Here is a 13,867-nt window from a genome sequence, read left to right as displayed (position 1 = left end):
ATTTGATATCAATGATCATCCGGTAACACTTGAAGAGCTGATGGAAAATAATTCAAGATGGTATGAGCGGGAGAACTGTCCGGATCAGGGTACATTGCCGTGATATAAGCTTTCAGTTCTCCCTGTCTCCATTTTGCTGTTCCAGACATCTGTCTCATCCAACACATCCAGGGCAATTTCCGCCGCGCTGCTTCCGGAAGCATTGCTTTCGGCATGGATATTCACTGCGAAAAAATATGTGTTATCAGCGGTCTCTGTGAAGCCCACAAACCAGCCGTTGACGTTTTGTCCGTCCACCTGCCCGGTTCCGGTCTTGCCGTAGAGGGTTCCGGCGGGAGAGGCGGACAGCCGCAGGCTGTCCTTTACAGCCCGGATATTTTCCGGGGCAAAATCAAACGTGTTGCGGTACAGGTCAGTCAGAAGCTTCACCTGTTCAATGGGTGAAATTTTCAGTCCGGATTCCATCCAGTAGGAGTCAGGGCTGCCGGATATATTTTCGTTCCCGTACCCGATTTCCCGGATACGGGAACGGATTACGTCTGTACCCATTTGCCTGTCCAGCTCCTGAAAATACCAGTTCGCGGAAACGGATAATGCGGATGCCAGTGTCTGATCCTGATTCCACGATTCAAAAGGATACAGGGTACCGTCCCAGGCAAGACCGGAAGCGTCCGGCGAGATAATGCCCTCCTCCAGAGCAAAGAGCGCATCGTATATTTTATAAGTAGAGTCCGGCGAGACCCGGACAGAGGCCTGCTCTTCGTTATAGATACTCCACCGGTTATTGTTCAGATCATAGAGCACGAAACTTCCGTCATAACCGTCAAAATATTCCGCCATATCAATGGAGAAAATGTTCTGACCGGAAGCGCTCCATTGATAATGCTCATCTTCCGAAGCGTGAGAGAATAATGCAGGTGCAAGTCCTGCCAGCAGAGCAGCGGTGAGGGAATAAACAGCAATATTTTTCATCATTTTCAGAGCAGACGGTTTCCGATAGGCGGCAATATTCAGAATCCGCCGTCTGATCTGCTTCGTGCTGCCGCCAAGTCCGGCCGAAAACGGGAAGACGGTATGGGAAAGCTTTTCCGCGAAATTGATCAGTGTAAAGCCGTAATCCCGATAATTTTCTTTGTCCAGCATGCGCAGCACGGAGGCGTCGCAGGCAATCTCCCGGTCTCCGCGGATTGCCGCGAACGCGGTCCAGACAAGGGGATTGAACCAGTAAAGGATACCGGCCAGAATCATCAGATAATTTACCAGATTATCTCTGTGCCGGTAGTGCTGCAGTTCGTGGAGCAGGATGTAGCGTATCTCTGACGGCTTACAGTCAGAGATCAGATGAATTGGCAGATAGATGCGGGGGCGGAAGTATCCTGTAATAACCGGAGATTCCAGAAAGGCAGTACTGTATACAGGGACAGATTTCGTCAGATTCATGTCTCTGAGACAGCCGGCGTAAATCGTCTGTACTTCCGGGTTCTGCAGGGGAAGCGCTGACTTCTTTATTCTGCGCAGGCGCATGGACGAGCGGATTACCAGCAGAATCATAATCAGAATACCGGCTGTCCATACGCCTGCCAGAACCAGTCCGAGTATGGAAGGTGTGCGGCTGCTGACGGAAATGGCAAAATCATTCATCCATCCCGCGGCCGTATCCGCGGAAGCTGCTCCGGAGGCAGTGCCGGTTCCGCCTCCGGAGCCGGAGAGGACCCCACGGACGTCGAAAGGAAGCCGCGCCAGGAAAGCGGCCGGATGCCTGGAAGAGACGGGAAGAAAGGGAACAGCCAGCAGGGCAAGAAGAAGAAACCACAGATTGTATTGCGTCCTGCCTGTCAGAGTATTCCGGAACAGTCTTTTTAACCCGAAGAGCAGGATGATAATAACGCCTATGAAAAGGTTGCATATCAGGAAATGGATGATAAAATCTGTCACAGGGGTGCCTCCTTATTTCACGTTTTCAGACAGAATGGCTCGCAGGTCCTCGATCTCTTCTTCCGACAGGTGGTGGTTTTCCAGATAGGAAGAAAGCATGGTGCTGATGTTGCCGTTATAAAACCGGTTTAAAAAGGCAGAGCTTTCCTGGCTTACATATTCGTTCTGCCCGACCAGGGGAGTATAGACAAAGACCCGGCCCTGTTTTTCGTAAGTCAGAGCTCCTTTTGTTACGAGCCGCTTGATCAGTGTCTGGATCGTTTTTGGACTCCAGGCGGTAGTCTTAAGCAAGCGCTCTGTAATCTCATTTGTGTTGATCGGCGCGTATTTCCATATGATTTTCATAACTTCAAATTCTGCTTCTGATATCTGGGGTAAATCCGGCATAACTGTCCCTCCTGAATCTTACATTTGTAATAAAAATATTATACAGCAGAATGAAAAGAACTGTCAAACGGAGAAGGGATTTTTATCAGTATAATTGCCGGATATCTATAAAGAAAAATACAAAGTCGACTGGTATGGCCGGGAGTGATAAACTGGATGCCGGACTGCAGAAAATAATTAATCAGGCGCTGAATGGCATACTGGATACAGACAGAGAAGATATTGCTCCTGTTACCAGTGAGGATATGGAGGAACTGACGTCTCTTGTTATTGACAGCGGCGATGATGTGGAGGATCTGGACGGGCTGCGCTATGCGGTTAATCTTACATCCCTGAGTGTTTACGGGGATATAGCAGGACTGGAGGAAATCGGGTATCTTGAAAAGCTGGAATCTCTGTCTGTCAACCAGAATTCCGGGCTGGAAACACTTTCTGTATTCGGGGATAAGCCGGCGCTTGAGGTGCTTGACTGCTCGGATAACAGGAAAGGCTATCAGGAAACAATCCGTTCACTGACGGGGCTCAGGACTCTTTATATGCCATACTGCGAAGTGACGGATGAAGATACAGGAATGTTCTCAGCGCTTGCGGACCTTGAAACGCTTGTTCTGAACATGAATAATATTACCAGTACGCAGTTCTGCGCTGATCTGCCGGAAACTATGCGGCAGCTGAGCCTTCATGGAAATAATATCAGCGATATGAGCAATATCAGCCGGTTTGCCGGTCTGACTCTGCTCGGGCTGGGCGACAATAATGTGACGGACTTTTCCTTTATCAGGGAACTGCCTGAATTGACGGCCGGTTCGTTGCGTCATGCGGAAGGAACACAAAGCTTCCCGGCGGTAGAAACTTACTATTATGGAAGCCGGAGTGAACCGGCTGAAACGGAAGATGGAAGGCTGGTATTTGAGAATCCGTATATCGGACCGGACGGAAGGCCGATTTCCTTTGCAGGCGCGGAAGTAAGCTCCAGTGACAGTGAAGACTGCCAGGTCAGCTATGACGAAGGGACAAATGAAATTATTCTTACTCAGGTGGAAGGAGCTGCGACAGTAACGTTGGCCTATGATCTGCCTGTAGGAACAGACGATTCCTATAAAGTCTGCAGTCTCAGGATACGGGTCTACGCAGAAGAAAATGAACAATATACGATCAATTATGACTGGGGTACAGAAGCTCCCGAAGGACAGCGGCTTCCGTCTGACACAAACGTATATGACAGCCTGGAGGCCGCGCAGGCAGCCGTAGATAAAACATTTACCAGGCAGACTGTCGTACAGGGCACAAAAGACGGCAAAGAGGGAACCTGGAAATTTTCCGGCTGGACCTTTTCTGCCGGAAACGGTGTTCTGCAGGTTACAGGATACTGGTCTTTCGAAGAACACCAGCATGTATGGGGGATTCCTTCCTATACATGGTCAGAAGATGGAAAAACCTGTACTGCCAGAAGAGTATGCGGGGAGAATGACAGACATGTGGAAGAAGAAACCGCGGACGTGACGGCGCGCGTTACGACAGAAGCCACATGTACCGCCATGGGCAGCACCACCTATACCGCGGTATTTGAAAGTGAATGGGCACAGAGTCAGACACTGATAAAGCAGGATATTGCGGTACTTCCGCATACGCCGGGATCGGACTGGCAGGGGTTTTCTGCGCGATGCGCCCGGAAAGCGGCGACCATGCCTGCAGAACAGACATTCGCCGGGCAGGCCAGTTAAGAGGATGAGAGATAATATTGTCTGTGATGATCGGCGTGTAATTATTGAAAAAAAACAGGCTGTATGATAAGGTTTAAAGATGAAAAGGCCGGCAGCCCATGCTGATTTGTCGACTGCCGGGAAAATCTGATGAAATGACAGGAGTGTACTATGCCAGTTTTTGATTTTAATAATTCGCCGGTTGATTCGAAAGAACCGGAGTGTACTTATGAAGTTTTTTATTCCAATGAGTCAGAGACGTCTGCCGCGCATCCGATTCTGATTCTCAGAAACCGCGCGGGGCGTCTGAAACATCATTCCAACGGTGTGTTTACAAATCCCATCCGGCGGACTGCTTTCGAGTTTAAAGACGGAGAGGAAAATTTCAGCGAAGATATTCTGCGGATTGACGCCCGGTTTGTCAGTCTTTTGAAATGGCTGGGGGAAAACCATATCAATGTGCGCCTTTCCGGAGCTGTGCGGGAGGACGGCTATGCCGTGTATAAGATCAGGGAGATTGCCTTCGGAGGCGGTGTGAAGCTTTCGGCCGAGGACGGTTTTCTGCAGTTTATGATTGAGCGGCTTCTCTCCAGTGACGCTCCGTCGGAAGAGATCCCGGATGAGGATGAGGAAGAGACCGGCGACAGCATGAAGCTGACCAGTATTCAGAGCATTACGGATTTTATAACCTGCGCGGGAAGAACCCTGCCGGATAATATCCGCCTCTGGGCAAGAAGGAATCTGGCGGTTGCCCGCTCTCATGAAGTGTCCGCGGAAGAACGGCGCCATGCCCAGAGAGCGCTTTCGATTATGATGAATATTCAGTGGAAAGGCCACTATTTCGAAGCTATTGATCCCCAGGAGGCACGGCGGATTCTGGATGAAGAGCTTTACGGCATGGAGCAGGTGAAGCAGAGGATTATTGAGACGATTATCCAGATTAACCGTACTCATACGCTGCCCGCCTACGGTCTGCTTCTGATCGGGCCCGCGGGCACGGGTAAGTCGCAGATCGCCTATGCGGTGGCCCGTATTTTAAAACTGCCGTGGACAACGCTGGATATGAGTTCCATCAACGATCCGGAACAGCTTACCGGCAGCTCCCGCATTTATGCCAACGCAAAGCCGGGAATTATTATGGACGCGTTCTCTGTGGCCGGAGAGTCCAATCTTGTATTTATTATTAACGAGCTGGACAAGGCGTCATCGGGAAAGGGAAACGGCAATCCGGCGGATGTCCTTCTGACGCTTCTGGATAATCTGGGATTTACGGATAATTATATCGAGTGCATGATCCCCACGGTGGGTGTATATCCCATTGCCACTGCCAACGATAAGGATCAGATCAGCGCGCCTCTCATGTCCAGGTTTGCCGTAATCGAGATTCCGGATTACACGGAAGAGGAAAAGAAGGTAATCTTTTCCCGGTATGCCCTTCCGAAAGTTCTGAAACGGATCGGTATGAAGGAAAATGAATGTATTCTGACTTCCGACGGGCTGGATGCTGTTATCGATCTGCACCGGGATACCAGCGGAATCCGTGATCTGGAGCAGGCGGCGGAGCATATCGCGGCCAATGCACTGTATCAGATTGAAGTGGATCATGTAGAGTCGGTATCATTTGACGGCGCGATGGTGCGGAAACTTCTTTCCTGACAGGCAGCCCTGTGGGAAAATGAGAAGAAGGAAAACAGGATGAGCGGATGGAAGAAAAGCGTGGCGCTGTTTCTGTGTCTGGCGCTTCTGGGCGGATGCGCTCCGTCAGACGGCGCCCGGTCTGATGCCGGTGAGGCAGGGGCGGATGCCGGAAGCGGAGTGGAAAAAGTTCCGGATGACTATGAGGTAAAGTATATTGATCTGAAGCAGGAAGAGAAAGAAGAAATCCGACAGCAGGTATCCTCTGTTATGGATGAATGCGCGGATATTTATGCCGCGGCTGCAGGAGGCAACAACAGAGACGCCGTACTGGAGGAAGAAATTGTTCATCATATGGCAGAAACGGCAGCGGCAGAGGGAATAGCGGTGACCTGCGGCAATTATGATTATAATATGCTGAATTATGAGGAAACAGACAGAGCGCTTCGGGAAGCGGCGGCCGGAAAAGAAGCGGAAACCTGCTTTTTTGTAATAACATCTGAAGGATATTTCCGGTATTTTTATCTTCAGTTTGCGGATGAAAAACTGACAGTCTCTTATGCGTCTGCCGTTTTTGATGAGGATGGCGGAAGCCGGATCCGGGAGATGGAAAAGTTTTCCGTATATGACTGGAAATATACAGAGAAAGGATGGCTGATCTGGGAAAAGGCCTTATCCAGAAATCAGGAAATGGATATGCATACTTTCGTGCGGATCCTGCCGCTGGATGACAAATGCAGGGAGCTGGGGAATGCTTATATTCTGCCGGTCAGTTATTTCTGCAATAATCTGTTCCTGACAGACTGGGATGAGAACAGCATGGAGAACATAGAGTTTAACGATCTGTTTGATTTCCTGTATGAGATGAAATACGGGGTAAAAATGGATGAGGAAAAATACCGGAACGGTATTCCGAAAGCGGAGTTCGAAGATGTTGTCCGGACATATTTTGACATTTCTGTGGAAAAGCTGGAGACATATGCCCGGTATGACCCGGAGAACGGGGTATATCCCTGGGAGCCCATCGGTCCCTGGAACCGGGTGCAGCAGTTTCAGCCATTTCCGGAAGTTGTGAAGTGTACGGAAAACGGCGACGGAACCCGGACGCTGTATGTGGAGGCTGTGTTTGTGGAAGAAGGCACAGACTGTTCTTTTAAGCATGAAGTGACGATGAGGGAAGCGGACGGAAGATGGATATATCTGGGGAATAAAACTGACCGGGAGGGTTCGCGCGATATTCCCGGATATAAGGCGAGACGGGAATTCTGACCGCGCAATGTAAAGAAACTGTGAAAATTTTGTTATTTTCTTAACCTGACTTGCCAGGATAAAGCGGTTACGATATATTAGTCGTAATAAATGAGACAGGAGGAACACAGCGTATGAGTGGATTTTATTCGCGTTCCAGCAGCAGAAGGCGTTATCCTGATCCGAATATGGGCGGAAAGCATTATAAAAAGAAAGGCTTGTTCGGAATGTTTCCCGGATTTGGAAGCTTCTCCGGTTCCGGAAGTTCCGGCAGATATGGAGCCTATCCGAATCAGGGCTATTCCGGAACGGGCTATCCGGGACAGGGGTATCCCGGGGCGGGCTATTCCGGACAGAATTATCCGAATCAGGGCTGGCAGGGGCAGACACAGTCAGGATATCAGCAGCCCCGGTCAGGCGGTCAGGCTCAGGCTTCATTCCAGCCGAATACACCGACAGTATCAGGACAAATCATCTGTCCGAAGTGCGGCACCGCAGTTCCGGCGGGATCTAAGTTCTGTCTGGAGTGCGGTGAGAAGATGTCTTCCGGCCCGACGGTATGTTCTAAATGCGGTAAACCGCTGCCGGAGGGGGCGAAGTTCTGTCTGGAGTGCGGAACTCCGGTTCAGGGCTGAATCCCGGGAAAGAAGATGAAAAAAGCGGGAGATTACACCGTAGAGTCCTGTATCGGAAAAGGGCGCTACGGTGTCTGTTTTCTTGCGCGTGATCCGGAAGGGAAAAAAGTAGTTCTGAAAAAATTCCGTCCCCGGATGCGCAGAAAAAACAGAAATGCAAATCATTATGAAGCGGTAATTCTGTCGGGGCTCAGTTATCCGGCGGTTCCCGGGCTGCTTGATGTGGTAAGCGGCCGCAGGGGATACTATTTTGTGCTGGAATATAAGGAAGGACGGACTTTAAAGGAATGGCTTTTTAAGGAGAAAAAAGTATTTACGCCGGGAGAAATTTTCCGGATCGGTTCTCAGCTGTTTGAAGTGCTGGCATATCTGCACGGGAGAAATGTTGTGCATGGAGATATAAGCACGTCAAATGTAGTTTATGACACGGAGCGGATATCCCTGTTGGATTTCGGTCTTGCCCGGTATGCGGACGGACAGTGTATCCGTTTCAGTCTCGACTATGCGCGGGCGGCAGATGTGCTGATCTATCTTCTCTACTCCGGATACGAAGGAAAAGGGAAGCGCCCGTGGCATGAGGAGCTGGCGCTTGATGAGGAACAGAAAAAATTCCTCAAAAATCTCATGGAACCGACGGAAATATATAAAAGCACTGAGGAGGTGCTGCGGCTATTTAAGGTGTATTTTACGCCGGAGAGTAAAGCGCGATGGTGACTGGACGGCTTCCGGCAATGTATTTATATGCAATACTATAGTAAGAAACAGGCATTCTGCATTTAAAATGCGGAGTGCTTTTTGTTTTGCGAAGAATCTTCGAAATTGTCCGAGGCTCGAAAAGATCCTCCTGATGGGGCGGCGTATATAGCGGTTCGGTTGTTTCTGCTGTATGGATGATTTCGAAAGCAAAACGAAAGCGGTTTTTGGAAGAAATATGCTAAAAACAGAAAAAATATATAAACGAAAGAAAACAAAAGTAGACAAAACAAAAACGAAATGATAATATAAAAATATCAAAAGGAAAAAGGAGGAAAACGAAATGAGAATTGCGGTTGGATGTGATCCCAATGCCCAGGAAGCCAAAGAAGAGATTATAAAGTATATTGAGGCAAAAGGCTATGGGGATGTAACGGATTTCGGCAGTGAGGACCCGATCTATGCCAATGTGGCAATCCGGGTGGGCGAGGCTGTTGCTTCAAAGGAATACGACAGGGGTATTCTGATCTGCGGAACGGGAATCGGTGTTTCCATTGCTGCAAATAAGGTGAAAGGTGCATATGCGGCGCTTTTATCTGATGTGTACTCGGCGCAGAGAGCAAGGCTCAGTAATGACGCGAATATTGCCTGCATGGGCGCGTTTACAACAGGGTGCAAAGAACGGGAACTGATGGTGGACGCCTTCCTTGGGAATGAATTCGTGCCGGGATGTTCTTCTCAGCCGAAAGTCGATGCGTTTGTAAAATATGACCAGAAAAGATAGGAATACCGGAAGAGTAGAACGTGCGGACGGGACAGCTGGAAGGCGAAATACATACAATAAAATATGACATTGAAAAACCTCCAACCAGAAAAAGACCAGAAGCCTCCGGCGGTAATTGCCGGAAGCTTCTGGTCTTTTCTGCTGTATTCAGCTGTATTGCCGCTGCGATCTGCAGCGTTTCTATGAATGGCTGGTTTTGTATGCGAGTACTGCGTCGCGGATCAGCTTGTTGAATTTGTCGGCCTGCCATGCCGCGCGGCCGGTGAAAAGTCCGTCGATAGAGGGCTGCACAATCAGTTCTTCGGCGTTCCCGGGATTTACGCTTCCGCCGTAAAGTACCGGAATATCAGCGCCGGCTTCTCCGAATATTTCCAGAAGACATTTTTTGATTACCTGATGCATTTCTTCGGCATACTCTGCTGACGCAGGGGTTCCGTTTACCCCGATGGACCAGACCGGTTCGTAGGCCACCCAGATATGTGGAACAGATGAGACGGGAACATCATGGAAACCGACTTTCAGCTGTGTGCGGAGGACTTCCGGGCTGATGCCGTAATTTTTCTCTTCCGCGGTTTCGCCGATGCACAGCAGGGTGGTGAACCCATGCTTTAAGGCTGCCTTTACTTTCAGATTCTCTTCCCGGTCGGTTTCGCCGAATACGTGGCGCCGTTCGGAATGGCCGATCATAACAAGATCCAGTCCCAGTTCTCTGAGCATAAGCGGAGAGATTTCGCCGGTAAACTGGCCTTCATCCTCCCAGCACATATTCTGAGCCCCCAGCTTGACAAAAGCACGGTCTGTTTTGCTGACAGCGCTTTCCAGGGTGGTGTAAGAGGGGATGATAAACAGTTCAATTTCTTCCCTGCTGATATCTTTTGTGTAAGAAACCAGGTCCTGAAGATAGCTTACAGTATCCTGAATATTCTTATACATTTTCAGGTTGCTTCCAAAATACAGTTTTTTTCCCATGTTTAAACTTCCTTTCTCTGTGTGAATTAAGGATCTTTATCCGGTCCGACGCAATGATGTTTAATTATAATGATTATATATGAAACGAAAGGAAAAAACAATATTTAAGGATCGAAAATGTAATAAAAATGATTATAAAACAAAAAAACAAAATAAAACGAAAAAACGCATCAAAAAACACGTATAATCTGCACAAAAACAACGTGCCAAAATATGTTAATCTACTGAAAATATAAAAAGATGTTGAAAAACACAAGACATGGCTATAAAATATAATCAATAAAAGAAAGCAAAACGAAAATAAAAAGAAAGGAATGGAAAAATGAGCGAAAAATTCAGACCAGTGACAGCAATTACTATGGGAGATCCGGCGGGTATCGGTCCGGAAATTGTTGTAGGGACAATGCTTGACAAAGAGATCCATGAATGCTGCCGTCCCTTTGTAATCGGAAGTGAGGCGATTATGGAAAGAGCGGCAAAGATTCTGGGCAAAGAGCTGAAGTACAACAAAATCAGTGATCCATCTGAAGCAAAGTACGAATATGGTGTGGTTGATATCCTGGAGACAGGAGATTACGATACGGATTCGATCGAATGGGGAAAGGAACAGAAGCTGGCCGGCCAGATGGCAATTGACTGGATTATGAAATCCATTGAGCTCGGCATGGCAAAGAAAATTGATGCGGTATCCACTGCCCCGATTCACAAGGGCGCGATTAAGCTGGTGGGTGTAAAAGAGCCGGGACATACAGAGATTTATCAGAACGCGACACATTCGCCCTATGCGCTGACCATGTTTTCCTGTCATAAGCTGCGTGTGTTCTTTGTGAGCCGCCATATGTCTCTGGTGGACGCGTGCCGCTATGCGACCAAAGACGTAATCCTGGAAGATGTAATCAATATTGACAAAGAGCTCAGAAAAGTGGGAATTGAGAATCCTCTGATCGCTGTTGCGGGGCTCAATCCACATAACGGAGATCACGGCCTGTTCGGAACAGAGGAGATTACAGATATCGGCCCGGCAGTGGAAGCGGCAAAAGAAAGAGGAATCAATGCAGTAGGACCGTGCCCGGCAGATTCAGTATTCCATATCGGAAAATCAGGAAAATATGACGCGATTCTGTCTCTCTACCATGATCAGGGCCATATCGCATGCAAAACACTGGACTTTGAGAAGTCGGTTACTCTTACGTTCGGACTTCCGTTTATCAGAAGTTCTGTGGATCACGGAACAGCATTTGACATTGCGGGAAAAGGAATTGCAGGCTGTGTCAGCCTGATTGAATCTACAAAAGTTGTAGCAGAGTACGCGGCAAAACAGCACGAAAGGGGAGAAAGATAATGCCATTAATCGGAGCAGTGGCAGATGACCTGACAGGCGCGACAACAACAGGTGTACTTCTTGCAAGGTCGAAAGCAAGAACAGCAGTATTTTTTAATGAAGAAGCAGCGGTGAAGGCCGAAGGCGTGGAAGATCTTGATGCAATTCTGATCAGCAGCAACAGCCGTCCTCTTCCGGCAAATGAGGCCTATGAGAAAGTAAAGTCCGCCACAGCCGCTCTGAAACGTATGGGCGTGAAGTACTTTTCGAAAAGAATTGACACAACTCTGCGGGGCGGCGTGGGAGTTGAGATTGACGCCATGATGGATGTGGTGGGAGACGATGCGGTAGCTGTCGTGGTTCCTGCCATGCCTCAGTCCCGGAGAATTCTGGTAGGAGGGTATTCCGTAATCGACGGCGTGGCGCTGATCAATACGCCGGTGGCTCAGGATGTGAGGACACCGGTTAAGGAGAACTATATTCCCAGACTTCTCGGACAGCAGACCAGAAGAAATGTAAACCTTGTAACACTTGACGAAGTTCTGGAAGGAGAAGAAGCCATCAGGGACGCTCTTGAAGCGGCAAGAGAGGCCGGCGGTGAAGTAATTATTGTAGATGCTATTACGATAGAAGATGTAGAAGAAATCGCGAAGGCCTGCATTGAACTCAAGTGGAATGTGATTGCGGTAGATCCCGGTCCATTCACATCCAAACTGGCGTATTACAGAGATCTGATCGGACAGGAAGAACCGAATATTCCGCCGGAAGCAGAGGAAGACGGCAGGACCGTGCTGATTGCGGCAGGAAGCGCGACACCGGTTACAAAGAAGCAGATGGAAGTCCTCTGTGAAGATCCAAGACATGTGCGGATCAGTGTGGATCCGGTGGCTCTGATTGAGGGCGGAGACGCCGCGCTGGATGAGGCGTTCCGGGCGGTACATAAGGCAGAGGATCTGCTGAATTCGGAAAATCCTCCCAGAGCGATTCTCTTTGAGACGGCTCTTCACGGAGAACTTCTGAATCTGGCTGAAGAGGACAGCAAGCGGCACTATGCGGAGGGCATGAGCGCAGACAGGATTAACGCCGGACTGGGTACAATTATTTCTCAGCTGTTGGAACTCTGCGGCAGGGAAAAAGTAGCGGGGCTTTATACAACGGGCGGTGACACAATGGTAAATGTGTGCTACCAGCTTGGCGTAGAGTGCATAGAAGTAATGGATTATGTAATCCCTCAGACCGACATAGGAAGACTTGTGGGAAGTTATGACGGACTTCCGATTGTAGGGAAAGGAGGGCTGACCGGAAATGACAGGACAGCCTGCGACATCGTGGACCGCCTGTTCCGGGAGGCAGCAAGAAAGCAGATGACTGGTTAATGTGATAGAAAGGTTTGGAGGAAGTGAAAAATGAGTGATAAGAAAACGGAAGTGAAAAAACAGTCAGAAGAGAAAAAACAGATGGATCTCGATCTTTTAGGGAAAATGAAAAAAATGCCCGGAGGCCTTGTTATTATCCCTCTTGTACTTGCAGTTCTGATTGCCACATTTTTCCCTCAGGCATATCAGATCGGCGGTTATGTAACCGCGCTGTTCTATGATGGAAATTCCTGTATGATGGGATTTTTCCTGATTGTCTGTGGATCGGCAATTAACATCAAGCAGGTGGGAATGCCGCTTTACAAAGGCGTCGCTCTGACAGGAATTAAATTTCTGCTGGGCGTGATTGTAGGTATGACGGTGAGCGCTCTGTGCGGGCCGGCAGGCTTTTTGGGGATTGCGCCCTTTGTATGGATTGCGACGATTACAAATTCAAACGGCTCTCTGTACATTTCTCTGTCTTCGCAGTTCGGAAATGCTACAGATACAGGCGCGATATCAATTCTGTCGCTGAATGACGGACCGTTCTTTACCCTGGTAGCTCTGGGCGCTACCGGACTTGCGTCAATCCCCTTTGATTCTCTGATCGCAGTACTCGTTCCGCTGCTGATCGGTTTTATCTGGGGTAATCTGGACGCAGGTTTCAGAAGGGCATGCGCGACAGCTCAGCCCATCGTTACCTTTTTTATGACGATTTCTATCGGAGCAAAGACAGATGTCAATACTATCATAACAGCCGGAGCGGCAGGCATCATCCTTGGTCTGATTTCCGCGGCTACAGCAGTGATTTTCTTCTTCGTATTCAATCTGCTTCTGCCGAAGAAAGAGAGAAACGCAATGGGCGCCGCGATCGGAACGACAGCTCTGAATTCAGCTATGACTCCCGCTGCAGTTGCAGAGGCAGATCCGTCCATGGCACAGTACACAGATATGGCAACCGCGCAGTGTGCGACAGCTTCTGTTGTAACTTTGTTCCTCTGTCCGTTTATTACAGCATTCTTTGATAAGTGGATGCAGAAGAAACAGAAGGGCATTTACTCACCGGAAGGATGGGCGCGCTATAAAGTGGATCCCAGCGTACCGGCTCCTGCGTCAGAGGCGTAAGTAACGGCAGACAGGAAAGGCGCAAAAGCAGTACTATGCAAACGTAAAATAAAGCAGAGAAAACAAAAGTAAAACAA

General features: G+C 48.9%; 12 protein-coding genes. 9 read left to right on the top strand and 3 right to left on the bottom strand.

The annotated features are described in order from the left end of the window. Positions 1-84: 84 nt before the first annotated feature. Together AC0QUU_RS01200 and AC0QUU_RS01195 are read right to left on the bottom strand one after the other, a co-directional pair. A complete protein-coding gene (locus tag AC0QUU_RS01200; RefSeq protein ID WP_474544116.1) occupies positions 85-1,935 on the bottom strand; it encodes a BlaR1 family beta-lactam sensor/signal transducer in 1,851 nt (616 codons plus the stop codon). A 12-nt stretch (positions 1,936-1,947) separates the two neighbouring features. Next, positions 1,948-2,322, bottom strand: coding sequence for a BlaI/MecI/CopY family transcriptional regulator (locus tag AC0QUU_RS01195; protein WP_474544114.1), 375 nt, complete (start codon positions 2,320-2,322; stop codon positions 1,948-1,950). A 134-nt stretch (positions 2,323-2,456) separates the two neighbouring features. Between AC0QUU_RS01195 and AC0QUU_RS01190 the strand changes: the two genes are divergently transcribed. The 6 genes from AC0QUU_RS01190 (at position 2,457) to AC0QUU_RS01165 (ending at position 9,020) form a co-directional block, all read left to right on the top strand. Continuing rightward, positions 2,457-4,046 (top strand): SHIRT domain-containing protein, encoded by a 1,590-nt coding sequence (locus tag AC0QUU_RS01190; protein ID WP_474544112.1) that lies wholly within the window; start codon positions 2,457-2,459, stop codon positions 4,044-4,046. 150 nt (positions 4,047-4,196) lie between these two features. After that, positions 4,197-5,681, top strand: coding sequence for an AAA family ATPase (locus AC0QUU_RS01185; protein ID WP_474544110.1), 1,485 nt, complete (start codon positions 4,197-4,199; stop codon positions 5,679-5,681). A 39-nt stretch (positions 5,682-5,720) separates the two neighbouring features. Continuing rightward, entirely contained in the window at positions 5,721-6,929 is a 1,209-nt protein-coding gene (locus tag AC0QUU_RS01180) for a DUF6070 family protein (RefSeq protein WP_474544109.1), read from the top strand. Between the two features lie 113 nt (positions 6,930-7,042). Continuing rightward, the gene (locus AC0QUU_RS01175; RefSeq protein WP_474544107.1) at positions 7,043-7,543 is read left to right on the top strand and encodes a zinc ribbon domain-containing protein; all 501 of its coding nucleotides are present in this window, start codon (positions 7,043-7,045) and stop codon (positions 7,541-7,543) included. Positions 7,544-7,558: 15 nt separating this feature from the next. Next, entirely contained in the window at positions 7,559-8,257 is a 699-nt protein-coding gene (locus AC0QUU_RS01170; protein ID WP_474544105.1) for a serine/threonine protein kinase, read from the top strand. Positions 8,258-8,579: 322 nt separating this feature from the next. Then, complete coding sequence (locus AC0QUU_RS01165) at positions 8,580-9,020, top strand: RpiB/LacA/LacB family sugar-phosphate isomerase (RefSeq protein ID WP_474544103.1); 441 nt, start codon at positions 8,580-8,582, stop codon at positions 9,018-9,020. A gap of 180 nt (positions 9,021-9,200) precedes the next feature. Here the strand turns inward: AC0QUU_RS01165 and AC0QUU_RS01160 are convergent, their stop codons facing one another. After that, the gene (locus AC0QUU_RS01160; protein ID WP_474544101.1) at positions 9,201-9,989 is read right to left on the bottom strand and encodes a triose-phosphate isomerase; all 789 of its coding nucleotides are present in this window, start codon (positions 9,987-9,989) and stop codon (positions 9,201-9,203) included. A gap of 322 nt (positions 9,990-10,311) precedes the next feature. Between AC0QUU_RS01160 and pdxA the strand changes: the two genes are divergently transcribed. Genes pdxA through AC0QUU_RS01145 form a run of 3 tightly spaced genes read left to right on the top strand, consistent with a single transcriptional unit; the run spans position 10,312 to position 13,790 of the window. Next, on the top strand, positions 10,312-11,331 hold the full coding sequence (gene pdxA, locus AC0QUU_RS01155; RefSeq protein ID WP_474544098.1) for a 4-hydroxythreonine-4-phosphate dehydrogenase PdxA: 1,020 nt from the start codon (positions 10,312-10,314) through the stop codon (positions 11,329-11,331). Then, a complete protein-coding gene (locus tag AC0QUU_RS01150; protein WP_474544096.1) occupies positions 11,331-12,686 on the top strand; it encodes a four-carbon acid sugar kinase family protein in 1,356 nt (451 codons plus the stop codon). The genes pdxA and AC0QUU_RS01150 overlap by 1 nt, the downstream gene beginning before the upstream one ends. A gap of 30 nt (positions 12,687-12,716) precedes the next feature. Beyond that, entirely contained in the window at positions 12,717-13,790 is a 1,074-nt protein-coding gene (locus tag AC0QUU_RS01145; protein WP_474544094.1) for a 2-keto-3-deoxygluconate permease, read from the top strand. Positions 13,791-13,867: the final 77 nt, after the last annotated feature.

It is taken from the genome of Mediterraneibacter sp. HA8405 (genome assembly GCF_056148955.1).
This window is presented reverse-complemented; position numbering and strand designations above follow the sequence as displayed.

Excerpts from the sequence above, each read along its gene's own strand:
- AC0QUU_RS01195 (WP_474544114.1), bottom strand. The coding sequence starts at position 2,322 with ATGCCGGATTTACCCCAGATATCAGAAGCAGAATTTGAAGTTATGAAA.
- AC0QUU_RS01190 (WP_474544112.1), top strand. The coding sequence starts at position 2,457 with ATGGCCGGGAGTGATAAACTGGATGCCGGACTGCAGAAAATAATTAAT.
- AC0QUU_RS01185 (WP_474544110.1), top strand. The coding sequence starts at position 4,197 with ATGCCAGTTTTTGATTTTAATAATTCGCCGGTTGATTCGAAAGAACCG.
- AC0QUU_RS01180 (WP_474544109.1), top strand. The coding sequence starts at position 5,721 with ATGAGCGGATGGAAGAAAAGCGTGGCGCTGTTTCTGTGTCTGGCGCTT.
- AC0QUU_RS01175 (WP_474544107.1), top strand. The coding sequence starts at position 7,043 with ATGAGTGGATTTTATTCGCGTTCCAGCAGCAGAAGGCGTTATCCTGAT.
- AC0QUU_RS01170 (WP_474544105.1), top strand. The coding sequence starts at position 7,559 with ATGAAAAAAGCGGGAGATTACACCGTAGAGTCCTGTATCGGAAAAGGG.
- AC0QUU_RS01165 (WP_474544103.1), top strand. The coding sequence starts at position 8,580 with ATGAGAATTGCGGTTGGATGTGATCCCAATGCCCAGGAAGCCAAAGAA.
- AC0QUU_RS01160 (WP_474544101.1), bottom strand. The coding sequence starts at position 9,989 with ATGGGAAAAAAACTGTATTTTGGAAGCAACCTGAAAATGTATAAGAAT.
- pdxA (WP_474544098.1), top strand. The coding sequence starts at position 10,312 with ATGAGCGAAAAATTCAGACCAGTGACAGCAATTACTATGGGAGATCCG.
- AC0QUU_RS01150 (WP_474544096.1), top strand. The coding sequence starts at position 11,331 with ATGCCATTAATCGGAGCAGTGGCAGATGACCTGACAGGCGCGACAACA.
- AC0QUU_RS01145 (WP_474544094.1), top strand. The coding sequence starts at position 12,717 with ATGAGTGATAAGAAAACGGAAGTGAAAAAACAGTCAGAAGAGAAAAAA.